The following is a 23910-nucleotide window of genomic DNA, read 5'->3' on the forward strand; positions in this document are numbered from 1 at the left end:
CAGATTCAACTGTATGTTCGGTCAACGCGCCAGCCATGTGTCACCCATACAACGTGTAACGAATACCCTACTTGTACCGGAAAAGGCCGGGGATTACAACTGGTTGGCGATCGGCAGAAAGCGCGCCAGGAACTCCCCTGTCCGCTGAACCGGGCCCCGGGCGGGGGGAGAGCGCCGCTCTCCCTCGAAGGAGGTCCAGATCAGCCCCCTTCCCTCGGGGTTGAGATGGACCGTCCAGGCCTGGTCTTCCCCGCACATCGGCTCCACGATGGCCCGCAGCTCCTCGTTAAAGCGCCGGGAATCGATGATCAGCCCGTTCTCGGTATTGATCCGCATCGCCCGGGGGTCGAAGTTCAGGGACCCCACGTAGGTCTTCCGCTGCCCGCTCACCACGGCCTTCAGGTGCATGCTGATAAAATCGGCCCGGAAGGGGGCGGTATCGGCGTAGAGCCGCCCCGTTCCCTCGGGAAGGTGGTGATACTCGAAGAGTTCCACCCCCTTTTCCAGAAGGGTCTCCCGGTGCGGACGGTAGTGGCTGTGAACAGCGGTGTGGTTGATCGAGGCCAGCGACGGTACCAGGAGCCGCACGTCCACCTGGTCCTGCTCGAGCTGGTGAAAGATCTCCAGCACCCCCTGGTCGGGGATGAAGTAGGGCGTAATGATCAGGATCTCCTGGACACTCCCCTCGTTTCCGTTCAGGAGATCCGTCAGGGACCGCACCACCTCGCGGTTCTGCCGCTCCACGGGATGATCTGCAACAAACCTCACCCGGCCGGGAACCAGATCCCGGGGCGCGTAATACAGGAGATGATCCCAGCTGGAAACCTCCGCCGGAAAGACCATCCTGCGCGGGTCCCGGGCGATATCGTCTTCCAGGCGCTCCCTCACCCGCTCGAGGTACTCCTCAGTCCCCCGACGGTGCAGTTTCTGCCCCGGAAAGGCGTAGGGGCTGTTCCAGTAGTCGTCAAAGGACTGGGCCATATCGTCCACCACGGGCCCCACCACCAGCACATCGAGATCCCGGAAGTTATAATCCGGGGAAACGCCAAAATAGTTATCACCGATGTTCCGCCCCCCCGTGATCGCCACGAGACCATCGGCGATGAAGAGCTTGTTATGCATTCGCCGGTTCAGCCTCCGGAACTCCAGCATGAAGCGGAAGACCGAACCGGCCCTGGTCCGACGGGAGGGGTTGGGGTTAAAGATGCGGATATCCATGTTGGGATGATTCGTGAGCGCCGCGATGGACCGGTCGGAATGGGTCAGAAAAATGTCGTCCACCAGAATTCGAACCTGAACACCCCGGTCCGCCGCCCAGAGCAGACGCTTCAGCATCAGCCGCCCCGTGTAGTCATCGTCCCACAGAAAATACTGGGCGTCGATCGACTCCCGGGCGTTGTCCACCATGGCCAGCCGCCAGTCCAGGGCATCGCGGTTCCCCGGCAGCAACAGGAGCCCCGACTCCTCCGGTTCGAGCGTTGCAGCCCCTGCCGCAGCAAACTCCTGGAGCCGGCCCGCCTCGGCCGGAAGCATCCGGAAATCGGGGGGGAGCTCCCGGGGGCGACCGATGGTAGAACAACCCGACAAACCCAAGGCAAGAAGGAGGAGCAGAGGAAAGAGAGGAGCGGAGCCCCATCGTCTGCGGCAGGGAGAAGCGGTCACCATATACACAGGCCCCATCGAAATGTGAAAGCGGGATAATACTCGTCTATGATAGCATCACTCTAGCAGATATCCCGGCCCGTCACAACGGGTTTTTCCGGACGGCCCCCTCGGACGGCCCCCTCGCACGGGTTGATTTTATCGCCCGCCGTGACGATACTCTGAAAGAGGACCTCAAGAGGCACAGGATGGGGCCCTTTGTGTGACGGCTTGCGCGGTGTCGCAGCCCGTTACGAGGTACAGCAGCCCGTCGCGCGGTACAAAAGGCCGCGCAGTACAAGGAGACGGACATGATTGATTCGATTACCACCCTCTACACAGCCATGGAACAGAGCAAGCAGCAGACCGAGGTATCAACGGCGGTCCTGGCAAAGAGCATCGACACCGTGGAGCAGGCCGGGGAAAACCTCCAGGGCCTCATCCAGACGGCGGGAGCAGCCCCGTCGCAGGCCATTACCGACCCCCTGTCGGGGCAGCACATCAACATCACCGCCTGAACCGGTCGTCCTCCCCGCCCGGGACCCCCTCCAGGCCGAAGGCCTGCAAAATCTCCCGGGCCTCGTCCCTCTGGCGGGAGAAAACCTTCACCAGGTACCGCTCGATAAACCCCACAGGGGGGTAGATTCCTCCGCCGTCATCGGACCAGACGATGCTCTCGATCTCCCGGGATCGCAGAATGTCCCGAGCCTGCTCCGCCTCGTGACGAAAACGATATTCACCGGCCACCTCGATGGTGTCGCCTTTCTCACCGGACACAGATTTCTCACCGGACATAGGCCACTCCTGAAGACAAACATCTTTTCGGCGGGATCTGCCGAAACAGCCCCCCGCTACCGCAAGGATACCGCTCACCGGGGTCCGATATCCACCGGCGGGAGAAAAAGACTTGACAACCAATTCCTGAGTGTTTATATATAGATTATCATATATTAGATTGCAGGAGGTTCCCATGCACATTCCCGAACGCTCCAGGCCGTACCTTTTTGGCGCCCTCTCGGGGTTGCTTCTGACGGCCAGCGTGGCTCTGGCCGGACAGTTCTTCGGCACGTCCACCACCTTTCCCCGCCTCTCCACGTTCATCCTCACCTCCCTGGGGATAGATCTCAGCTCCCTCGCCTTTGCCCAGGTTCGGGACGGAGCACTCACGGGGGCGGCCTTTCCCAACTGGCAGCTGCTCTTTGTCATCGGCATCGGCCTGGGCGCCTTCATCTCTGCCCGGGCCAGCGGCACCTTTCACCGGGAACACCTCCCCGAGCTCTGGGTCTCCAGCTTCGGCTCCAGCCAGAAAACGCGGCTCCTCTATTCGCTGGCCGGGGGATCGCTGGCCATGATCGGCGCACGCATGGCCGGGGGGTGTCCCAGTGGTCACGGTGTGAGCGGCGTGAGTCAGCTCGGGGTCAGCAGCCTTCTGGCGATGGCCATGTTCTTTATCGGAGGGATTACAACAGCCCGGTTCCTCTATGCATCCCCTGCAGCACCAGTCTCCGGCAACAACTCGTCAGCGCGCTCCGGGCGCTCCGACAACACACAGGGAGGTCTCTCATGATTCTCGTCTACGGTCTTGTAACAGGCATATTTTTCGGAATTTTTCTCCAGCAGGCTCAGGCTTTGCGCTTTGAACGGCAGGTAGGGGCCATGCTCCTGAAAGATATGACGGTGGTAAAGTTCATGCTCACCACCATCGTGGTGGCCTCCGTGGGGATTCACGCCCTTCAGGACGCAGGAATCATCTCCTTCGCCCCCCGCGCGCTCAGCCTGGGCTCCCAGATTCTGGGCGGACTCCTCTTCGGTGTCGGCTGGGCGATCATCGGGTACTGCCCCGGAACCAGCATCGGCGCGATCGGCGAGGGCCGATTTCACGTGATCTGGCCGATCCTGGGCATGTTGCTGGGGGGGATCATCTTTGCCCTTCTCTACCCCTTCATCCAGACCCACATCCAGCCCCTGGGATCCTTCGGAGCGATTTCGCTGCCCCAGTTGCTGGGGGTGAACCACTGGCTGGTAATAGCAGCCCTGGCAGCGGGGTCCTTCTTCCTCTTCCGATTCTTTGAACGGCGGGGACTCTAACCGCCCCCTCGTTCCGGCCCGATCGGTGCCGGAGCGAGGTGATACCAGTCCACACAAGGGGCTGCTTTCGCTATACTGGCCCCATGGAACGATGCCCCGTCTGCGATCACTCCCGGGTCTCGCCCTTCATGGAGCTCCCCCCCAGGAACTACTGGCGATGCCCGGGCTGCACCGCCACCTTCCTGGACCCGGCGCAGCACCCCTCACCCCGGGAAGAACTTCAGCGCTATGACCGCCACAATAACGACGGCGACGATCCCCGGTATCGGGCTTTCCTGCACCGTCTGGCAGATCCCCTTCTGGAGAGGCTGGACCGGAGCGCCCGGGCAGGGACCCTCCCCGCCCCGGCCCGCGGCCTGGACTACGGGTCGGGACCCGCGCCGGTTCTGGCGGAAATTATCTCCGCCGCAGGCCACAGCGTGGCCTGTTACGATCCCTTCTACGCCCCCTCTCAGGCCCCCCTGCAGGAGCGCTACCACTTTATCACCTGCTGCGAGACGGCCGAACACTTTCATGCCCCGGCGCGGGAGTTCTCCCGTCTGGCCTCGCTCCTCTTGCCGGGGGGGATTCTGGGAATCATGACAGAGTTTCAGGACGACGACAGCCGCTTCGCCCGCTGGTATTACCGGCTCGACCCAACCCACGTTGTCTTCTATCGGGAGAAGACCTTCCGGTCCCTGGCCCACCGTCACCACTGGGAGATCGAGGTGCCCCGGAAAAACCTGGTATTCTTCCGGAGGGCGGCATGAAGTTCCTCCGCACCCTGGGAGAGTCCCTGATCGCACCCCGGACAAAGCCCCTGGGCCTCGCCCTGGGAGGCGGCGCAGCCCGGGGAATCGCTCATATCGGGGCCATAAAGGTTCTCCAGGAGGAAGACATCCCCATTACCGCTGTGGCAGGGACCAGCATCGGCAGCATCATCGGGGCCTTCTACTGTGCAGGCATGTCCTGGGAGGAGATGTGGGAGCTCAGCCAGGAAATCACCTGGGGAGAACTCCTGCGACCCTCCTTCTCGGGGATGGGGCTGGTAAAAACTGAGCGGATGGAAGCGATCCTTCTGGATCGCCTGGGGGACATCACCTTCCAGGAGCTCCTGATCCCCCTCACGGCCGTGGCCGTCGACATCGTCAACGCGAGCCCCGTCCTCCTTCAGAGTGGCTCCGTGGCACGGGCCGTACGGGCCAGCTCTTCCGTGCCGGGAATCTTTGAACCCCTCTGTGAGGGCGAGCAGGTTCTGGTCGACGGGGGTGTGGTGGACAACCTCCCCGCCCGGGTTGTTCGGGAGATGGGGGCCGAGGCGGTGCTGGCCATCGACCTGAACAGGGAGTCCTCCGACGGACGCCTCCCCAAAAACCTGATCGATGTGACCTTCCAGACCTTTGCCGTGCTGATCTGGAACACCAGCCGCCTGGGACGGGAAAGCAGCGATATCCTCCTGCAGCCCGATATAGCGCACATAGGATACCACGAGCTTTCCTGCGCCCGGGAACTCTTCACCGCCGGCGAAGAGTCCATGCGCGCAGCCCTCCCGGCCTTACGCGGCCTTCTCTGAGATCACCCCGCCAGGGCTTCACGAACCACAGCCAGGGCGTCCTCACCCGAAAGGGTTTCCACGCCCTGGAGCCACTCTTCCAGGATAGCGGGATTCTCCCGCAGCCAGGACCGGGCCGCCTCGCGGGCATCGATGCCCTCATCGATTTTTGCCATGATATCGTTCTCCATCTCCACGGTGTAGTAGAGATTGTTGAAGAACCGTTCCAGGTTGGGATAGTCCGCCAGAAAACCGGCCCGGGCGTTGGTATAGACCGTGGCAGCCCCGAAATCGGGACCGAAATGGTCGTCGCCGCCGGTGAGATAGACCATGTCAATGTAGGAGTTCATGGGATGCGGAGCCCATCCAAGAAACACGATCGGCTCCTCGCGCCGGGCCCGGGCCCGGGCTTCCGAGAGCATCCCCGCCTCGCTCGACTCGGCCACGACAAAGTCATCCAGACCGAAGTCCCCGCTGTGGATCATATCCCAGATAATCTGGTTTCCGTCGTTCCCCGCTTCGATCCCGTGAATCGTGTAATCAAGGTCGTCGGCAAACTCTGCAATGTGGGAGAAGTCGGTGAGCCCCTCTTCCGCCAGGTACCGGGGTACGGCCAGGGTATACTTGGCTCCCTCCAGATTCGGCCGCACCTTTTCCACGACACCCCTCTCGAAGTAGGCGTTGGCGATCGTCCCCATGGAGGGCATCCAGTTCCCCAGGAAGATATCCACATCACCTTCGGCCATCCCCTCGTAGGCCACGGGAACGGAAACGGTGTTCGAGGTCGTCTCGTAACCGATCGCCTCCAGCACCAGTCGGGCCGCTGCGGTTGTGGCCTCGATATCCATCCAGCCCACTTCGGCAAAGCGCACCACCACCTGCTGGTGAGCTCCCTCGGCATCGGCCTGTTGCGCCGCCTCTTTCTGGCCCCCTGCAAAAACAACGGGAACGGACAGCACAATCAGGCTGAGCACCTGTAAAAAAATCTTACGCTCTTTTCCATTAATCATTCCGTGTATTTCCTCCTTGGTAATGATTTCAAGTCTAAACATTAACCAGTAATTCGCTGCACATCAAGGCGTGCTTAGATTAAATATCTAATTATAATGGTCGGGAGCTTTATAATTGTAGAAATTAGACAAACAAAGCGTGGTGCTAACTTGTTGTTATACTACCAATTAGAGCATCATTCGGGGACTTGCCACGTTTTTTATTTTCGGGTACCGTATTTTAGGTCATGTGACTAAACTTTATTGTACTATGGATTACCGCAGTGATGCGGGATGATTTTTTTACGAAACGGAGAGGAACAGTATGAGCGAACGGTATCTTGAGGGACGAGTAGCGATGGTCACCGGCGGTGCATCGGGTATGGGACGGGCCATGGCTCTTGCTTTTGCGAAGGCGGGCGCCCATGTTGGGATCGGATCCCTCCTGAGCGAGGACAGCGCCAGAAACGCCGAGGGAGAGCTGGTAAACCGGCCCGGAAAGAGCGAACTGGAGCAGACAAAAAAAGACATCGAGTCCTGTGGCGTCAAGTGTGTGGCCCTGGGCCTGGACGTATGCGACACCGCCAGCGTGAAAAACTTCCACGAGGCCGTGACGAAAGAACTGGGTCCCGTTGATATTCTGGCCAACGCAGCAGGAATAACGGCAGAGCACGGTGTGGTAAACCACGACGAGAACCTGTGGCTCAAGGTGATGGACGTCAACGCCAACGGCGTGTTCCGGGCAACCCGCGAGGTGCTTCCCGGGATGATTGAGCGCCGCTGGGGACGGATAATCAACATCGCCTCCACCGCAGCGAGCGTGGGAGCCCCCATGTCCCCCGCCTACTGCGCCAGCAAGTCTGCCGTAACGGGTTTCACCAGAGCGGTAGCCCAGGAAGGAGCCGAGGCGCTGGTCACGGCCAACAGCATCAGCCCCGGCTGGGTGGAGACCACCTTTGGCACCGAGTGGCTCAGCGATATTGCGGAAAAGCAGATGAACACCAAGGGCGACCTCTTTATCCAGGAGCAGAAAGCGGAGAACCCCCAGAAGCGCATGATCCAGCCCGTGGAGATCGGCGCCCTGGCAGCCTTCCTCTGCAAGGATGAGGCNGTGGGAATCACCGGACAGGACATCACCGTTTCGGCGGGATCGGTCTGGTAATCACCCCGTGGAGAGGGCCCTCATCACGGGGGCCCTCCCGGCATAACGNCCGTCCACACGCAGCAGTATCACGAAAACCCGAACCATACAGAAGGAGAGACCTATGGAACAGTATTTGAACCCCGATACCCTGGGGAAAATGTATATCGACGGAACCTGGTGCGAAGCAGCCTCGGGAAAGACCCGGGACATCATCTATCCCTACGATCAGCGAAGAATTGCCCGGGTCACCGAGGGCGACGCCGGGGACGCCCGCCGGGCGGTGGCGGCAGCACGGAAAGCCTTTGACGCGGGCGACTGGGCGCGGACCCCGGCCAGCGAGCGCGGAGCCCTGGTGGGCAAGCTCGCCGATCTGATCGAGCGGGACGCCGAGGAGCTGGCAGCCCTGGAGAGCTGGGACACAGCCAAGACCATGGAAGAGAGCCGTGGCGATATGCAGGACATCGCCGGTATCTTCCGCTACTACGCGGGCCTTGCCGACAAGGACGCCGGAGAGGTGATCGCCTCGCCCATTCCCAACACCACGAGCACCATCGTCCGCGAGCCCGTGGGAGTCTGTGGCCAGATATCACCCTGGAACTATCCCCTCCTGCAGGCATCGTGGAAGATGGCCCCCGCTCTGGTGGCGGGAAACACCATCGTCATGAAGCCCAGCGAGGATACGCCCCTTACCACCATCAAGGTGACCCAACTCGCCGAGGAAGCGGGCTTTCCCGCCGGAGTGGTCAACCTGGTCCTCGGTGCCGGCCCCACGGCGGGAAACGAACTCGCCGAGAACGTCGANGTGGACCTGATCAGCTTCACCGGCGGCATCGAGACGGGTCGCAAGATCATGCAGGCCGCCACAGGCAACATGAAAAAGATCGCCTTTGAGCTGGGAGGCAAGAACCCCAACGTGATCTTTGCCGATACCGATCTCGAGCTGGCCATCGACTACGTCCTGAACGGCATCTTCTTTCACGCGGGTCAGGTCTGTTCCGCCGGAGCACGCCTNATCGTNGAGGATGCGCTCCACGACAAGCTGGTGGCAGGCGTGGTAGAGCGGGCACAGAAGATCCGCCTGGGCGAAGCCTTCGACCCCAAAACAGAGATGGGCCCCTTGATCTCGGAAAAACACCGGGCCAAGGTGGAGCGCTACATCCAGATCGGCCAGGACGAGGGCGCAAAACTCGTGCTCGGCGGCGACCGCCCCAAGGACCCGGCACTCCAGAAGGGGTTTTTCGTTAATCCCACCATTTTCGTGGACTGCGACACCTCCATGCGCATCGTTCAGGAAGAGGTTTTCGGACCGGTCCTGACGGTGGAACGGTTTCACACCGAGGAAGAGGCGATCCGCCTGGCCAACGACACCACCTACGGACTCTCCGGAGCTGTCTGGAGCAAGGACCAGAACCGGGCTCACCGGGTGGCGAGCGCCATGCGGATGGGAACGGTCTGGATCAACGATTTCAACATCTATTTTGCCCAGGCTCCCTGGGGCGGGTACAAGCAGTCCGGCATCGGCCGCGAGCTTGGGGCTGCCGGTCTCGAGGAATACACCGAGATCAAGCACGTCTACCAGAACTACGCCACGGAGCCCCTGAACTGGTTCGGCGCCTCTTCCTGAGCCGCTATCTGAGAACCCGCCCTTCGGGCAGCAAAAACCCCCGGCCTCGTGCCGGGGGTTTTTCTTTCCAAACTTCGATCTGCCAGAAACATCACCCTGCCCCAGACACCGCGCGCTCTGGGCGCCCGGTCCTGTCTGGCCACGGTTTGCCCTGATCCGTGACGGGGTCACCGGATCAGATATCGTAGTAGAGGGCGAACTCGTAGGGGTGGGGCCGCAGATCCAGGGCCATCACCTCGTTCTCGAGCTTGTAGTCGATCCAGGTCTGGATCACATCCTCGGTGAAGACATCACCCCGCAGGAGGAACTCGTGGTCGGCCCGCAGCGCCTCCAGCGCCTCCCGGAGCGTTCCCGGCGTGGTCATCACCAGGGAAGCTTCCTGGGGGCTCAGATCGTAGATGTTCCGGTCCAGGGGCTCACCGGGATCGATCTTGTTCTGTATCCCGTCGATCGCTGCCATCAGGAGGGCACTGAAGGAAAGATAGGGGTTGCACGAGGGATCGGGACAGCGGAACTCGAAGCGCTTTGATTTCTCGCTGGTGGAGTACATGGGAATCCGCACGGCGGCGCTTCTGTTCCGCCTGCTGTAGGCCAGGTTCACCGGTGCCTCGTAGCCGGGCACGAGCCGCTTGTAGCTGTTCGTGGTGGGGTTGGTAAAGGCCAGAAGCGCCGGGGCGTGCTTCAGGATACCCCCGATCGCGTAGAGCGCGTTCTGCGAGAGCCCCGCGTAGCCGTCACCAAAGAAGGTATTCTTTCCGCCCTTCCAGATGGAAAGGTGGGTGTGCATGCCGCTCCCGTTATCCATAAAGAGAGGTTTGGGCATGAAGGTCACCGTTTTCCCGTGCTTCCGGGCGGTGTTCTTCACAATATACTTGTACTTGGTCATATCGTCGGCCATGTCCAGGAGCGGTGCAAAGCGAAGATCGATCTCGCACTGCCCCCCGGTGGCCACCTCGTGGTGATGAGCCTCCACAGAGAGCCCCACGTTCTGCATGTGAAGAACCATCTCGCTCCGCAGATCCTGAAGCGCATCCGAGGGCGGTACGGGAAAGTACCCCTCCTTGTAGCGGGGTTTGTACCCCAGGTTCGGCCCCTCGTCGCGACCGGAGTTCCAGCGCCCCTCGGAAGAATCGATGAAGTAATAACCGCTGTTCTCGGTCTGATCGTAGCGAATATCGTCGAGGACGAAGAACTCCGCCTCGGCTCCAATGAAGGCGGTATCGCCGATGCCGGTGCTCTTGAGGTAGTTCTCGGCCTTCCGGGCGATGTTGCGCGGGTCCCGGGTGTAATCCTCGCCGGTGATGGGATCACCGATGTTGCAGGTCATCACCAGGGTCTTGATCTCCATGAAGGGATCGATAAAAGCCGTCTGCGGCTGGGGAACCACGATCATGTCCGACTCGTTAATCGCCTGCCAGCCCCGGATGCTGGACCCGTCGAACCCGAGCCCCTCGGTGAAGGTGTCCATATCAAGAGCATCCACGGGAACGGAGAAGTGCTGCTGCATCCCCGGGAAGTCCATAAACCTGAAATCGATGATCTGGACCTCTTCCTTCTTTACCAAATCGAGCACGTCTTGCGCCGTCATTTCTGTACTCATGGCCTTCCTCCCTAACGAATCGGACTGTAAGAACAATTTTAACCCCCTTTTGGTGGGTAATGAACTTACTTACTACATTTATGTGGGTATAATAGTGAAAATACCCGTTCCTGTAAAGGGCCAGAGAGAAAAAAAGGAAAAACTTTCTCCCCTTCGCGGCTGGCCCCGCCCCGGCAGGCTCACAGCTCACAGCTCACAGCTCACAGCTCACAGCTCACAGCTCACAGCTCACAGCTCACAGCTCACACAGCGATGGTACGATCGGAAAAGAGAAAAAGCACAATACTGAACTCTGGAGGAAGCACGAAAGGGGAATCAGAAAAAGGAGGGAACCAAAGCCTGTCGGCCCACCCCGCCCGGGCAGGCCGGTGCAGGGCGATGTACCCCTGGATCAGCCAGGCCCCTGGCAGCCCTGCCCGTACCGGGCAGGCCCCGGGGCCGGCCACTCAGGCGCGGCTCTTGTAGTGGCGGTAGAGAATGATCAGGTAATCCAGGAAACTTGCCCAGGAAAGAAAGACCGACACAGCGAAGGACCCCAGCACCACCCAGGGAAGGACCCCCTCCAGGGCGGGAAAGGTTCCCAGGCGAATGTTCATGAGCAGGAAAAGCCCCAGCCCGGCGCTGACAGCGTACATGACAGCCTTGGTCTTGCCGCCCTTCCGCGCAGCTAGGGCGACACCATCGCGCATCATCATCATTCGCACAAAGATGATCCCCACCTCGCGGTACATGATGAGCAGGAACATCCAGGCGGGCATGATCTCCAGCACCACAAAGACGAGAAAGTAGGTGAGGCGACTCACCACATCGGCAAAGGGATCCAGCAGCTTCCCCAGGTCCGAGACGATTCCCAGCCCCCGGGCCACCGCACCGTCGAGCATATCCGATAGTTCAATGATGGCAAAAAGGACCCAGAGCACCACCGTGCTCAGAAGCGCAAATCGCCCGTCACCCCAGAGCGGAAGAAAGGCGAAAACAAAAAAAACAGGGCTCAACACGAGCCGGAGAGAAGTCAGAGCGTTTGCAGCGTTCACGCCACCTATACTGGCGGGTCAAGGCATCTCTGTCAAGATTGGCGGGCCGCCAGGAGCTCCGGGAGCTCTCCGTACCGGCCGGGGGCAAAGAAGCTGTAGAGAACGCTGTACCCCTTCCGCAGGCGCCGGTCGATCATCCCCCGGAGCGCGCGCTGCATCTCGGCCTCGGTGGCGTAGGTGAAGTGACGCTCCCGGGTAACCAGGAAGTCACTCCCCGTCGTGACGGTGAGCGTCTTGTACCCAAAGAGGTTCCCCTGGCGATCTGTGATGGTGACGTACCGGGCGGCGCCGTCCTTGTTCCGGGCGTAAAGGGAGATCATCATTGCCTTGTGTATCGGAGCGATCCGCCCTGCACATTACCCCCGGCCCTCTCGAGCACCAGGGCGTACCGTCCGGGTTGAAGATACCAGTCCTCGCGCCGGGGAAGAACCACCTCCAGGGCCTTCTCCTGAAAGAGCCCCCGCTCCGTGAGATACTCCAGCAGCGGGTGGGCAGGCGAGGGCCCCTCGGCCAGAGCGAAGGCCTCTCCACCACCCCGCTCTTCCAGAACCACCCGGGCCGTCCCGGGCACGGGGAGCGCTGGAACCCACCAGACCGGGGGAATCGCCTGGCGAACCCGGGCCCGGACCCGCAGCCGACTCTCCCGGGGGCCCGAAAGACGGACCTGCTCTTCCCGAAGGGTCCCCGGAAAGAGTTGCCCCGAGATCTCGATCCCCGCTTCGCCGGAATCGATGGAACACAGCAGGAGCAGAAACTCCTCCGGGAAAGCCCCCCCGGACGATCCCGGCCCGGCCTGCCACAGGAGAGCTCGCTGGTCCGGCAGAAACCAGAACCCTCCGCCGGTCAGAAAGAATCCCGCCAGGAACACCACCAGAGCCGGGAGCCAGATGAGGCAACGCCCCCTGACCGAACCTCCAAAAAAGTCATAAATTANAAAAAAGCACAAAAAAGTGAGAAGGAAGGCCGAAAAAAGCCCTCCGGTCCAGAGCGGCCATTGCGTCAGCACGTCACCACCAAACAATGCCGCCAACCCGGAGAGCACAATAGAAACGATCAGAGACAGAGGGACCAGAAGCCGCCTCCGCCGCCGGTACGAAAGGGGTCGGGACCGTCTGCCCGCCCCCCTCCACAGGGACCATACCCAGCCGAGGGCGCACCCGGCGCACCCTCCCGAGACAGACACAAGAAAAAAAGGATTACTCCCAAGTGTCTGAACAATACCGATAGATCTGGTTACCTCCCCTGATCCTCATCGTACTTCTTCCAAAGATAATCCAGAAAGACCGCAGAATCCAGTGGTCCCCCGGTAATTTCCCGAACCAGCTCTCCCGCACTCCGGCATTTGCCGTGGCGATGGATCGCCCGGCGAAGCCAGTCAAGGATCGGAGCGTACTCGCCCCGGGCGACCCCCTCCCAGAGATCGGGCAGGTCCTTCTCCAGGGCCCTCAAGAACTGCGCTGCGTAAAGATTTCCCAGGGCGTAGGTGGGGAAGTACCCGAAGGCGCCCATGGACCAGTGCACGTCCTGGAGCACTCCCGAGGAATAGTCCCGGGGCTCCACCCCCAGGAGATCCTTCATGCCCCGGTTCCAGGCATCGGGGAGGTCCTTCACCGGAAGATCCCCCGAGATCAGGGCCTGTTCCAGCTCGAACCGGAGAATCACGTGGAGACTGTAGGTAACCTCATCGGCCTCGACCCGGATCAGCGAGGGCTCTACCCGGTTGATCCCACGATAAAAATGCTCCAGCGAGACCCCCTCGAGCTGATCGGGAAAGATCTCCCTCATTCGGGGGAGCCAGTGCGACCAGAAGGCCCGGCTCCGACCGATCATGTTTTCCCACATCCGGGACTGGGATTCGTGGATTCCCAGGGAGGTTCCCTCGGCCAGGAGCGTTCCCGCCAGCTCCTCGGCCACACCCAGTTCGTAGAGGGCGTGGCCCGTCTCGTGGATCGTCGAAAACAACCCCGATTCGGGAGCTCTCTCGTCGAAGCGCGTGGTAATGCGAACGTCCCGGCTCCCCAGGGTTGTGGTGAAGGGATGGGCCGAGGAATCCAGGCGGCCCCGATCAAGATCGTAGCCCAAGGCCACCATCACCTCCCGACTCAGCTGTTTCTGGCCCTCCAGGGGAAAGGATTTCCTCAGGAAGGACTGATCGGGCACGGGCCTGGAGGCGATCCGCCGGACCAGGGGAACCAGCCCCTCCCGGAGGTCCCGGAAGACCCCGGCCACCTCTGCCGTGGAGGTGTAGGGTTCGTACTGATCCAGAAGGGCGTCGTAGGGACAATCCCGGTACCCCAGGTGTTCCGCCAGTTCCCGGTTCAGCCCGATCAGGCGCTCGAGCCAGGGCCTGAACCGTTCGTAGTCGTTTTCTGCCCGCGCCGCCACCCAGGCGTTCTGGCCCTGGCTCGCCGTTCGGGCCAGATCCCGGACAAGGCGGTCCGGCACGCGACAGCTCCGCTGGTAGGAACGGTGTTTCTCGCGGAGGAAGATCCCCTCCAGCCCCTCCGGGGCGGCCTCTTCTGCCCGGAGCTGCTCCAGCAGTTCCCCCACCCGGGGCGAACGGTCGCGCTGGTGGGCCAGGCTCTGGAGCAGGGCCAACTGGTCGGCCCGCTCGTCCAGGGCAGCGGGAGGCATATAGACCTCTTGATCCCAGCTCAGAACGGCCCCGGAATGCTCAAGAAGCCGGGCCTCCCGGTCCAGCGCCTTGAGCTCCTCCAGGGGATCGCCCGAAAGCCCCCGCTCTCCGAGGGAACCCCGCTCCTGATCGCTCACAGGAGCTCCTTCTTCCGGACCTTTTCGGCCAGGAAGGACTCGAAATCTTCCAGGGACATCGTCCCGGGCCGTTCCCCCGTACGCGTTCTGGGGCTCACGGCCCGGGCCTCTTCCTCGGCCTCGCCCACCACCAGCATGTAGGGAATCTTCTGTTGCTGGGCCGAGCGGATTTTTGCGTTCATCCGGTTGTCCGAGAGGTCGGCCTCGACCCGATAGCCCGCAGCAAAGAGGGTTTTGGCAACGGTCCTGGCGTACTCGTTAAAGGCCGGGGCAACGGGCACCACCAGGGCCTGCTGGGGCGCCAGCCAGACGGGGAAGGCTCCTCCGTAGTGCTCGATCAGAACCCCAAAAAACCGCTCCAGCGATCCCAGAAGCGCCCGGTGCACCATGTAGGGGCGTTTTTCCTGGCCATCGCGATCCACAAAGGTCATGTTGAACCGCTCGGGCAGGTTAAAGTCGAACTGGATGGTGGTCATCTGCCATTCGCGACCCAGGGCGTCCTGCACCTTGAGGTCGATCTTCGGGCCGTAGAAGGCACCGCCCCCCTGGTCCAGCTCGTAGTCCATCCCCTCCGCTTCCAGGGCTTTCCGCAGGCTCTCCGTGGCCCGGTCCCAGTCAGCGGGATCACCCACGGATTTTTCGGGGCGCGTCGAGAGGTAGGCCTTGATTTTGTGAAACCCGAAGGCCTCCCAGATGTTCATGCTGAACTGCAGGACCTCCAGGATCTCCTCCTCCACCTGATCGGGGGTACAGAAAATGTGGGCGTCGTCCTGGGTGAATCCCCGAACCCGCAGGAGCCCGTGAAGCACACCGCTGCGTTCGTAGCGATAGACCGTTCCCAGCTCGCCCCACCGGAGGGGAAGGTCGCGATAGCTGCGCTTTCCCGTCTGATAGACCATGATGTGAAAGGGACAGTTCATGGGCTTGGCAAAGTACTCGGCGTTGTCCAGCTCCATGGGGGAATACATGTTTTCCTTGTAGAAATCGAGGTGTCCCGAGGTCTCCCAGAGCCAGCTCTTTCCCACGTGGGGGGTATAGAGCATGTCGTACCCGCCCTTGCGGTGCTCTTCCCGCCAGAAGTCCTCGATCGCCCCCCGGATGCGCGCGCCCTTGGGGTGCCAGTAGACCAGACCGGAGCCGGCCTCCTCGTGGGTGCTGAAGAGATCGAGTTCCCGCCCCACCTTGCGGTGGTCCCTTTTCTCCACCTCGGCGAGCCAGTTCAGGTGTTCCCTCAACTCCTTGGGGGTCTCCCAGGCGGTTCCGTAGATGCGCTGCAGCATGGGGCGCTTCTCGTCGCCCCGCCAGTAGGCGCCGGCGATGGAGAGGAGCTTGAAAGCCTTGGGATGAATCTCGGCGGTGGACTCCACGTGGGGCCCCTTGCAGAGGTCCACAAAGGTATCGACCGTGTAGGTCGAGACTTCCACATCCTCGGGAAGGTCCTCGATGAGCTCCAGCTTGAAGGGCTGATCGCGGAATATCTCCCGGGCCCGCTCCTTGCCCACCACTTCTCTGGTGAGAGGATGCTTGCCCCCGAGAATTCCTCTCATTTCTTCCTCGATCACCTCCAGGTCTTCCGGTTTGAGGGAGCGGGGTAGCTTGAAATCGTAGTAAAAGCCGTTCTCCACGGGAGGGCCGATCGCGATCGAGGCCTCGGGAAATATCTTGAGAACGGCTTCGGCCATTACGTGGGCCGTGGTGTGCCGAATCCGGTACAGTTTTTCTTCACGCGTGAGCGCATCCGCCATGGGTGGGGTACCTCCAGCTCAAAGGGGTACCATTTCACCTCACTCCTCGTCAATATCCGGAGCGGTTCTCAATACCACCAGAGAGCGCCCCTGGAGAGATATCTCCAGCTCCGGGGGCAGCCCCTCCTCCAGACCGGGCTCACAGAAGTCTCCCGGCGGTTCCTTGCTGGTGTCGATCACCCGGACCCAGCGCAACCCCTCGGGGGGGTCGGGGACGGAAAAGGGCTCTTCCTCGCGGGATGCGTTGAACATGATGTAGAAATCATCGTCCTCGCGATTGGCGTGGCGCTCTATCTCGGTACCGTCGATATAGATGGCCAGGCAGCTGGCGTTTTTGGCCCAGTCCATGCGGCCTCCACCGCTGTCGAACCAGTCGATGTCGTTCCTGGTACTCCGGCTGTTATCGAGACCCGTGTAGAACTCGGGTCTGGTGAAGACGGGGTGCCGTTTCCGCAGGGCGATGAGCATCCGGGTGAACCGGAAGAGTTCCCCGTAGTCCACGCCCAGGCGATAGTCGTTCCAGCTGATGGCATTGTTCTGGCAGTAGGCGTTGTTGTTGCCCCCCTGGGTTCGGCCGAACTCGTCACCCGAGAGAATCATGGGCGTTCCCAGGGAGAGGAGCAGCGATCCCATGAGGTTTTTCATCTGGCGCAGCCGCAGGGCGCGGATCTCGGGGTCCTCCGTCTCTCCCTCGTGGCCGTAGTTATAGCTGAAGTTCCCGTTATGGCCGTCGCGGTTCTCTTCACCGTTCTCTTCGTTGTGCTTTCTGTTGTAACTCACCAGGTCGCGCAGGGTGAAACCGTCGTGGGAGGTGATGAAGTTGATGCTGTGGAAGGGTTTCCGGCCCCCGGCGTGGTAGAGGTCGGCGCTCCCGGCAAAGCGGGTGGCCAGGGCAGCCACGGTGTTCCTGTCGCCCCGCCAGTAGCGGCGCAGGTCGTCCCGGAACCGGTCGTTCCACTCGGCCCAGCGCCCCCGGAAGGCTCCCACCTGGTAGGCGCCCCCCGCGTCCCAGGCCTCGGCGATGATCTTGGTGTCCCGCAAGACGGGATCGTTGGCGATCCTGTCCAGGATGGGGGCGTTTTCCAGAAGGTGGCCCCGCTCGTCACGCCCCAGGATGCTTCCCAGATCGAAGCGGAAGCCGTCCACGTGCATGTCCACTACCCAGTAGTGCAGGCACTCCATGATCAGGGTTCGCATGACGGGGTTGTTGCAGTTCATGGTGTTGCCGGTACCGGAAAAGTTCCGGTAGTAGCGCCGATCATCTTCCAGCATGTAATAGGTGGGGTTGTCGATTCCCCGGAAGCTGAAGGTGGGCCCCAGCTCGCTCCCCTCGCCGCTGTGGTTAAAGACAACGTCCAGGATGACCTCGATCCCCGCCTTGTGGAGTTCCCGCACCATCTCCTTGAACTCGGCGACCTGTTCCCCCAGGGCCCCGTCGGCAGCGTACGCACCTTTGGGGGCGAAGAAGGCCACGGTGTTGTAGCCCCAGTAATTGATGAGTCGCTCCCCCGTCTCGGGGTTATAGCGCTCGAACTCGTGCTCGTCGAACTCGTGAACCGGCAGCAGTTCCAGGCTGGTGATACCCAGTTCCTTCAGGTAGGGGATCATCTCGATCACCCCCCGGTAGGTTCCGGGATGCGCCACCTCTGCCGAGGGGTGACACGAGAGACCCCGCAGGTGGGCCTCGTAGATGATACAATCCTGGAGCGGATAGTTCAGGGGCCTGTCCCCCTGCCAGTCGAAGAGGTCATCCACTACGATACACTTGGGGAACGCTCCGGCGTCGCCCGTGGTGCGAAGGGAGAGGTCCTTTCGGGGCGACTCGTGATCGTAGGCGAGGGCCTCGCGCAGGTTCCAGGTGAAGTTCCCCGTCAGGGCCTTTGCGTAGGGGTCCAGCAGGGGTCGGTAGGGATTAAAACGGAGCCCCTCCTCGGGGGAAAAGGGGCCATCTACCCGAAAGAGATACATCGCGCCGGGCCCGATCCCCTGGACCTCGATATGCCAGACATCGCCCGTCCGGTGAAGCTCGGGGAGCAGTTCAAACTCCCGCTCGGGAAATCGTGCCTGGGGGTCGCTGTAAAGCTGAAGCCATACCCGCGTAGCGTGGCGGCTTACAAGCCCGAAATGGACGCGCCCCGGCAGGGGGGTCGCACCGAGGGGGTAGGGTTTTCCGGGCTGGGTAGTAATTTCAGAATATTGCACAGAGCGCTAGTATACTACATATTGCACGGGCAAACCAGAAGAAAGCGGACTTTCCGGACCTGTCCTGCCCCCTCCGGTTCGGGCGAAGACGCCCTACACACCGGCCTCGCGGGCCACCGAAACCAGCTCATCCACCCCGGAGAGCACGTACCGGGGCTGGTAGGCAAAGCGCGAGACCTCCTCCCGCGAGGTGACCCCCGAGAGAACCAGCACCGTCTCGATCTCGGCCTCTACCCCGGCGATCACGTCGGTATCCATGCGGTCTCCCACGATGAGACTCTCCTCACGCCGGCACTCGATCCGTTTCAGGGCCTGGCGCATCATGAGCGGGTTGGGTTTTCCCACAAAGTAGGGTGTTTTTCCGGTGGCCAGTTCCACGGGCTTGATCAGGGCACCGCAGGCGGGGGCGATTCCCGATTCCACGGGCCCGGTCAAATCGGGGTTGGTTCCGATAAGTCGTGCGCCCCGATTCACCAGATTGATCGCCTTCTCGATCTTTTCGAAACTGTAGCTTCGGGTCTCACCGATCACCACGTAATCGGGGTCGACGTCGTTCATGGAGAACCCCGCATCGTAGAGGGCGCTGATCAGCCCGGCCTCACCCACGGCGTAGACGCTCCCTCCCGGCACCTGGTTCCTGAGGAACCCCGCCGTGGCCAGGGCGCTGGTGAGAAAGTTCTCTACCGGCACATCCAGACCGAGACGGCGCAGTTTTTCCTGCAGTTCCCGGGGGCTGCGTTCGCTGGAGTTGGTGAGAAAGAGGTACTGCCTGCCCGATTCCTGGAGCCACCGGACAAAATCGGGGACCCCCGGGAGCAGCCGGTTCCCGTGATAGATCACTCCGTCCATATCGGAAATAATTCCCCGCACCGAGGCGAGGCGCTCGCCCAGGGAAGTTTTGTCTGTACTCATGGTTTCTTTCCTTTTATCCGCAGATTTTGCATCGGCCCCGGAAGGCACCCGACCCCGGACCAGAATAGACGAAAACAAAAAAAACCGCCACGGACCAGCAACGATCCGGGCGGCATAAAAAAGCGCAGGGAGCGCAGGGAGCGCAGAAAAGAGAGCGCCTAGTGGCTGCCCTTTTTCTTCTGGCTGCGGCGCTTCTGAAGAATCTCCCGCTTGGCAGCTTCAGCCTCGGCGGCCTGGCGGTCCGCTGCGGCCTGGGAANCCTTGGCTCCGCTCTGNTTCGATCCCTCACCCTCGGAAGAACGGGACACGGCGCCACGGTGATAGCGTTCGGCGTCTTTCCGGCGNCGATAGGCCCCCGCCTTGGCGTGCCAGAACCAGAGAACCGGCGAAGCCACGAAGATCGACGAGTACGTCCCCACCAGAACACCCATGATCAGGGTCAGGGCAAAGAGCTGAATTTCCCCGGTGCTGAAAACATAGATCGCCCCCACAGCGAGAAGGGTCGTCACGGAGGTAATGACCGTTCTGCTCAGACTCTGGGTGATACTGGTATTGATGATCGTGGGGAACGACTTCTCCCGCAGGAGACCCTCGTTCTCGCGAATCCGGTCAAAGATNACGATCGTATCGTTCAGGGAGTACCCGATGATGGTGAGAACCGCAGCGATCGTAGCCGTGGTCACCTCCAGCTGGAGCGTCCCGATCAGACCGAGAATCACCGCCACGTCGTGAACCAGCGCCGCGATCGACGATGCGGCGTACTCCAGGCGGAAGCGGAACCAGAGATAGCCCAGAATCAGGAGCAGGGCAAAGACCGTCAGAAAGAGGGCCTGCCTGGTCAGATCCCGGGAAAAGCGGGGCCCCACATAGACNGTTTCCAGCTCCTCGATCCGGGAACCGGCGAAGGCCGTCGAAAGAGTCTCCAGAAGCTCCCGGCTGGTCCGTTCGGCAAAACCTTCCTGNCCGTCGTCGTGGGAACCCTCATCGCGAACGCGGATGACAAAGCGCTGCTCCGCCNCAGCCCCCAGGCGCTGAACCTGGGCGCCCTCGAAGGCCCCCAGGGCAGCCCGGAGATCGTCCTCGGAAACGTCGCCGGAGATCCCCACGGTCATGCTCAGGCCAGCCCGGAAATCGATCCCCAGGTTGAACCCGCCCTGCATCACCGTGCCGGCGATTCCCCCGACGATCACCACCGCCGAGAGAAGCAGCATGATCAGCCGGGATTTCATAAAATCAAACACACGTGTCATGAAAGCCTCCAGGCGATACTCAGTTTGCTTCGGCGCAGGGTGTCCGTGGCAAAGTCAAAAAAGAGCCGGGTCACCACCAGAGCGGTAAACATGGACGAGACGATCCCCACAGCCAGCGTGATGGCAAACCCCTGAATGGGACCGGAACCGAGCTGCGAGAGAAAGAGCGCAGCGATAAAGGTGGTGATGTTGGCGTCCATGACCGTCCAGAAGGCCTTGTCAAACCCGCCGCGAACCGCCGAGCGGGCACCCTTGCCCAGGCGGTACTCTTCCTTGATCCGCTCAAAGATGATCACNTTGGCGTCCACGGCCATACCCACGGTGAGGATAATACCGGCAACNCTGGTGAGGGTCAGGGTCAGGTTAAAGGCCGAGAGCACCGCCAGGATAAAAAAGAGGTTCAGCACCAGCGCCACGTCGGCGATGAGCCCCGCCCTCTTGTAATAGATAGCCATGAAAACGATGATCAGGGCGAATCCCAGGGCGATCGACTGCAGTCCCACACGGATCGCCCGCGCGCCGAGGGTAGCTCCCACCACCTGCTGGTTCACGATCTCCAGATTGACGGGGAGCGCCGCCGTGCGCAACACCAGCGCGATNTTCGCTGCCTGCTCCTGGTCAAAACCGGTGATCCGCACCTGACCCGTGGGAATCTCTTCCTGGATCCGGGCGTAGGCGCGAACCTTCTCGTCCATGACGATCGCCATGGAGTTCCCCACGTTATCCCTGGTCAGGAGNGAAAACTCCTCGGCGCCCCGCGCATCGAGCACGAAGTTNACCGTGGGGCGGTTGGTGAGAGGATCCCGAGCCACCTGGGCATCGGTAATATACTGCCCGTCGAGACCGTGCTCGACGATGTCCTCGTAGATCACGATCCAGCGAACCCGCTCATCGATACCGTAGGCGTCGCGCGTGACGTATTCCCGCACCACCGTTCCCGCCGGAACAAACTCGGGGACCCCGTCGATATCGGGCGACCATCCGGGCTGCTCGTTCTGGAGCNGGATAAGCCGGTCCGTGGCATCGCCGTGGACGATATGAAAGTTCAGGCTCCCCCGGCCCAGAAGAAAGGCACTCACCCGCTCGCGGTCATCGTCTCCGGGAATCTCGATCACGATCCGGTTGTTTTCTGCCTCGCGAATCTGCGGCTCCGTCACGCCGAACCGGTCGATCCGGTTCCGGATGATTTCCATGGCCAGCTCTACAGCCTCGGACATCTCGNCNTGNGACGGCTGACGNCCCAGACGCTCGGTCAGATTTTGCTGGTCCGCTTCCAGGGTAACGCTGATNCCACCCGAGAGGTCCAGCCCCAGCAGGATGATCCGGTCTTTCAGGTCCTTGAGCTCCAGAATCTCCTGGCGATATTTCTGCTCCAGAACCTCGAAGGCCTCGGCCTCGTCNCGGAAGGCCCGCAGAACCTCGGCGGCTCCCCATTCATCGGGGAGGGGTATCTCCATGGCCCGGAAGGCGCTCCGCGCCTGGGGAATCAGGAAAGAATATTCCCCGGGGAGCGTTGCGCCTGCTGCGGCAGCACCGCGCAGATCCTCCAGGGCCTCCCGGGCCCGACCCTGGGCCCAATCCCGAATCTCGATCCGGGAACTCTGGGCAAGCTGCTTCTGGCTTTCCGGTACAAAGAAGTACCAGCGCACCGTCGGGTAAAACGCGGCGGCTCCAAAAGCGACAAGCGCCAGAATGATTGACAGTCTCAGTCGTTTACTCATTCGTGCAACTCCGAAGGGGAGAGATTGGTGTTATTTCTCNTTGAGCGCAACTTCGTTGCTNCTCGACTCGTTACTCTTGTCAAGAACCTGGGCCACGGCGGAGCGGGCAAACTGGATCTTGCAATGGTCGTCAACTTTCAGCACCACCGTCTCCTCTTTCATGGAGAANATCGTGCCGCGAATTCCGCCGATCGTCTGAACCCGGTCGCCCTTCTTCAGGGATTTCAGCATGTCCTGGGTTTTTTTCTGACGCTTGCTCTGGGGCCGNATAATGAGAAAGTAAAANATGGCGAAGACAAGACCAAAGGTAATCATGGTCGGGGCCATGGAAGCGGCTCCGCCTGAGGCGCCTCCACCCTCGGCAACGCCTACCAAGAGGGGCAGGGAATACAGCATATTCATGTAATCACGTCCTTCGTGTTNGAGAAATTTCCGGTTACGGTATCATGGAGGGGGGGTACGGTCAAGCTTGAGCGAGCCGGGCTAGCCGATCACCGATACGGCCTGCCCCTTCCGGGGAGGTTCAAAGACCCCGAAGAGACGCTGCAGGGCTTCCCCGGAATCCACGGCAATNCCCGTGGCAGTCTGAAACCGGGGGAGAAACTCTTCAAGTTCCCCGTCGTACAGAGCNGCGCAAAANGCAGCCCGGTACTGTCCNGCNTCGAGAAGTTCCCCGGCAGAACGGTTGCGGTGCCTTTTCCGCGAGGGGCCGTCCACGAGGGCTGTTCCATCCTGATATCCGATCGTCCAGATAAAATCGTCACGCTTCATGAAACCTCCCCTGTGNTCGCCCTTCCGGGGNGNNNCCCCCGGAGAAANATCGTGCCCGCAACTGTGTGCCCGGNCCCGNTCCCGCAATGATATCCACAAAAAAGGGGGCAGGAAAAGCCCCGCCCCCCANACTCTCTGTAATTGTACGGTATCGGGAGAGCGCGGCTTACATCATGCCGCCCATGCCTCCCATACCACCCATGCCGCCCATGTCCATACCGCCACCAGCGGGAGCAGCGCCCTCTTTCTCGGGAAGGTCCGTCACNGCGCACTCCGTGGTGAGGAGCAGGCTGGCGATGGAGGCTGCGTTCTGCAGAGCCGAGCGGGTCACCTTTGCGGGGTCGATGATACCGGCCTGCATCATGTTCACCCATTCGCCCGTAGCGGCATCGTATCCCACGCCCTTCTTNTCTTTCTTGGCCTGGTCCACGATGATCGATCCGTCCACACCGGCGTTGACAGCGATCTGGCGCATGGGCTCTTCCAGGGCNCGGCGAACGATCTTGAAGCCCACCTTGGCNTCCTCGTCCTCCTTGGAGAGGTCGGCCTTCTCCAGAACCTCGATGATCTGTACCAGCGCGGTACCACCACCGGGAACGATTCCTTCCTCCACAGCGGCCCGGGTAGCCGAGAGCGCATCTTCTACGCGATGCTTCTTCTCTTTCAGCTCCACCTCGGTTGCTGCACCAACGTTGATCACCGCCACGCCTCCTGCGAGCTTGGCCAGACGCTCCTGGAGTTTCTCGCGGTCGTAATCGCTGGTGGTGTCCTCGATCTGGGCCTTGATCTGGGCCGTCCGGTCCTTGATGTCCTGGGGCTTGCCGGCACCGTTGATGATGGTGGTGTTTTCCTTGTCCACCTTCACGGACTGGGCGGTACCCAGCTG

At 61.4% G+C, this 23910-nt stretch carries 21 protein-coding genes; 7 read left to right on the forward strand and 14 right to left on the reverse strand.

Going from position 1 to position 23910, the window contains the following annotated elements; translation table 11 throughout:
* Nucleotides 1-93 precede the first annotated feature (93 nt).
* Nucleotides 94-1665 carry a phospholipase D family protein gene (locus B071_RS15745; RefSeq protein WP_245534044.1) on the reverse strand — a complete coding sequence of 524 codons (1572 nt, stop codon included), beginning with the start codon at nucleotides 1663-1665 and terminating at the stop codon, nucleotides 94-96.
* A 287-nt stretch (nucleotides 1666-1952) separates the two neighbouring features.
* On the opposite strand from B071_RS15745, the gene B071_RS0103530 reads away from it, so the two are divergent.
* On the forward strand, nucleotides 1953-2159 hold the full coding sequence (locus B071_RS0103530; RefSeq protein ID WP_018525726.1) for a YjfB family protein: 207 nt from the start codon (nucleotides 1953-1955) through the stop codon (nucleotides 2157-2159).
* Here B071_RS0103530 and B071_RS0103535 read toward each other — a convergent pair.
* On the reverse strand, nucleotides 2149-2436 hold the full coding sequence (locus B071_RS0103535) for a hypothetical protein (protein WP_018525727.1): 288 nt from the start codon (nucleotides 2434-2436) through the stop codon (nucleotides 2149-2151). The genes B071_RS0103530 and B071_RS0103535 overlap by 11 nt on opposite strands.
* Nucleotides 2437-2611: 175 nt before the next feature.
* On the opposite strand from B071_RS0103535, the gene B071_RS0103540 reads away from it, so the two are divergent.
* The 4 genes from B071_RS0103540 (at nucleotide 2612) to B071_RS15755 (ending at nucleotide 5281) form a co-directional block, all read left to right on the forward strand.
* Nucleotides 2612-3208, forward strand: a complete 597-nt coding sequence (locus B071_RS0103540) for a YeeE/YedE thiosulfate transporter family protein (RefSeq protein WP_018525728.1) — start codon at nucleotides 2612-2614, stop codon at nucleotides 3206-3208.
* The gene (locus tag B071_RS15750) at nucleotides 3205-3729 is read left to right on the forward strand and encodes a YeeE/YedE thiosulfate transporter family protein (RefSeq protein WP_018525729.1); all 525 of its coding nucleotides are present in this window, start codon (nucleotides 3205-3207) and stop codon (nucleotides 3727-3729) included. The genes B071_RS0103540 and B071_RS15750 overlap by 4 nt, the downstream gene beginning before the upstream one ends.
* Before the next feature lie 83 nt (nucleotides 3730-3812).
* On the forward strand, nucleotides 3813-4478 hold the full coding sequence (locus B071_RS0103555) for a class I SAM-dependent methyltransferase (RefSeq protein WP_018525730.1): 666 nt from the start codon (nucleotides 3813-3815) through the stop codon (nucleotides 4476-4478).
* On the forward strand, nucleotides 4475-5281 hold the full coding sequence (locus B071_RS15755; protein ID WP_018525731.1) for a patatin-like phospholipase family protein: 807 nt from the start codon (nucleotides 4475-4477) through the stop codon (nucleotides 5279-5281). The genes B071_RS0103555 and B071_RS15755 overlap by 4 nt, the downstream gene beginning before the upstream one ends.
* A gap of 2 nt (nucleotides 5282-5283) precedes the next feature.
* Here the strand turns inward: B071_RS15755 and choX are convergent, their stop codons facing one another.
* Nucleotides 5284-6270 (reverse strand): choline ABC transporter substrate-binding protein, encoded by a 987-nt coding sequence (gene choX, locus B071_RS0103565; RefSeq protein WP_018525732.1) that lies wholly within the window; start codon nucleotides 6268-6270, stop codon nucleotides 5284-5286.
* 337 nt (nucleotides 6271-6607) lie between these two features.
* Between choX and B071_RS0103570 the strand changes: the two genes are divergently transcribed.
* Both B071_RS0103570 and betB read left to right on the forward strand, forming a co-directional pair.
* The gene (locus B071_RS0103570) at nucleotides 6608-7411 is read left to right on the forward strand and encodes an SDR family NAD(P)-dependent oxidoreductase (protein ID WP_438829550.1); all 804 of its coding nucleotides are present in this window, start codon (nucleotides 6608-6610) and stop codon (nucleotides 7409-7411) included.
* Between the two features lie 139 nt (nucleotides 7412-7550).
* Nucleotides 7551-9017, forward strand: a complete 1467-nt coding sequence (gene betB, locus B071_RS0103575) for a betaine-aldehyde dehydrogenase (protein WP_438829551.1) — start codon at nucleotides 7551-7553, stop codon at nucleotides 9015-9017.
* A 175-nt stretch (nucleotides 9018-9192) separates the two neighbouring features.
* On the opposite strand, the gene glnA is transcribed toward betB, so the two are convergent.
* The 11 genes from glnA to B071_RS0103645 all read right to left on the reverse strand — a co-directional run.
* Nucleotides 9193-10617: a type I glutamate--ammonia ligase gene (gene glnA, locus B071_RS0103580; RefSeq protein ID WP_040587216.1), complete on the reverse strand. Its 1425-nt coding sequence runs from the start codon at nucleotides 10615-10617 to the stop codon at nucleotides 9193-9195.
* Nucleotides 10618-11063: 446 nt separating this feature from the next.
* Nucleotides 11064-11651 carry a CDP-alcohol phosphatidyltransferase family protein gene (locus B071_RS0103590; protein ID WP_018525737.1) on the reverse strand — a complete coding sequence of 196 codons (588 nt, stop codon included), beginning with the start codon at nucleotides 11649-11651 and terminating at the stop codon, nucleotides 11064-11066.
* Between the two features lie 32 nt (nucleotides 11652-11683).
* On the reverse strand, nucleotides 11684-11974 hold the full coding sequence (locus tag B071_RS0103595) for a hypothetical protein (protein ID WP_040587218.1): 291 nt from the start codon (nucleotides 11972-11974) through the stop codon (nucleotides 11684-11686).
* Between the two features lie 910 nt (nucleotides 11975-12884).
* Nucleotides 12885-14423: a carboxypeptidase M32 gene (locus B071_RS0103605; RefSeq protein WP_018525740.1), complete on the reverse strand. Its 1539-nt coding sequence runs from the start codon at nucleotides 14421-14423 to the stop codon at nucleotides 12885-12887.
* Entirely contained in the window at nucleotides 14420-16168 is a 1749-nt protein-coding gene (gene thrS / locus B071_RS0103610) for a threonine--tRNA ligase (RefSeq protein ID WP_018525741.1), read from the reverse strand. The genes B071_RS0103605 and thrS overlap by 4 nt, the downstream gene beginning before the upstream one ends.
* A gap of 39 nt (nucleotides 16169-16207) precedes the next feature.
* Nucleotides 16208-18370, reverse strand: coding sequence for a glycogen debranching protein GlgX (gene glgX, locus B071_RS0103615; protein ID WP_018525742.1), 2163 nt, complete (start codon nucleotides 18368-18370; stop codon nucleotides 16208-16210).
* Nucleotides 18371-18463: 93 nt separating this feature from the next.
* Complete coding sequence (locus B071_RS0103620) at nucleotides 18464-19282, reverse strand: HAD-IIA family hydrolase (protein ID WP_018525743.1); 819 nt, start codon at nucleotides 19280-19282, stop codon at nucleotides 18464-18466.
* 158 nt (nucleotides 19283-19440) lie between these two features.
* Nucleotides 19441-20532 (reverse strand): protein translocase subunit SecF, encoded by a 1092-nt coding sequence (gene secF / locus B071_RS0103625; RefSeq protein ID WP_018525744.1) that lies wholly within the window; start codon nucleotides 20530-20532, stop codon nucleotides 19441-19443.
* Nucleotides 20529-22253, reverse strand: a complete 1725-nt coding sequence (gene secD, locus B071_RS0103630) for a protein translocase subunit SecD (protein WP_026244945.1) — start codon at nucleotides 22251-22253, stop codon at nucleotides 20529-20531. The genes secF and secD overlap by 4 nt, the downstream gene beginning before the upstream one ends.
* A gap of 30 nt (nucleotides 22254-22283) precedes the next feature.
* Entirely contained in the window at nucleotides 22284-22655 is a 372-nt protein-coding gene (gene yajC, locus B071_RS0103635; protein ID WP_018525746.1) for a preprotein translocase subunit YajC, read from the reverse strand.
* A gap of 535 nt (nucleotides 22656-23190) precedes the next feature.
* Nucleotides 23191-23910 (reverse strand): TCP-1/cpn60 chaperonin family protein (locus B071_RS0103645; protein WP_018525748.1); only part of this gene is annotated, 720 nt, incomplete at its 5' end.

Source organism: Alkalispirochaeta alkalica DSM 8900, assembly GCF_000373545.1.
Taxonomy (GTDB): domain Bacteria; phylum Spirochaetota; class Spirochaetia; order DSM-27196; family Alkalispirochaetaceae; genus Alkalispirochaeta; species Alkalispirochaeta alkalica.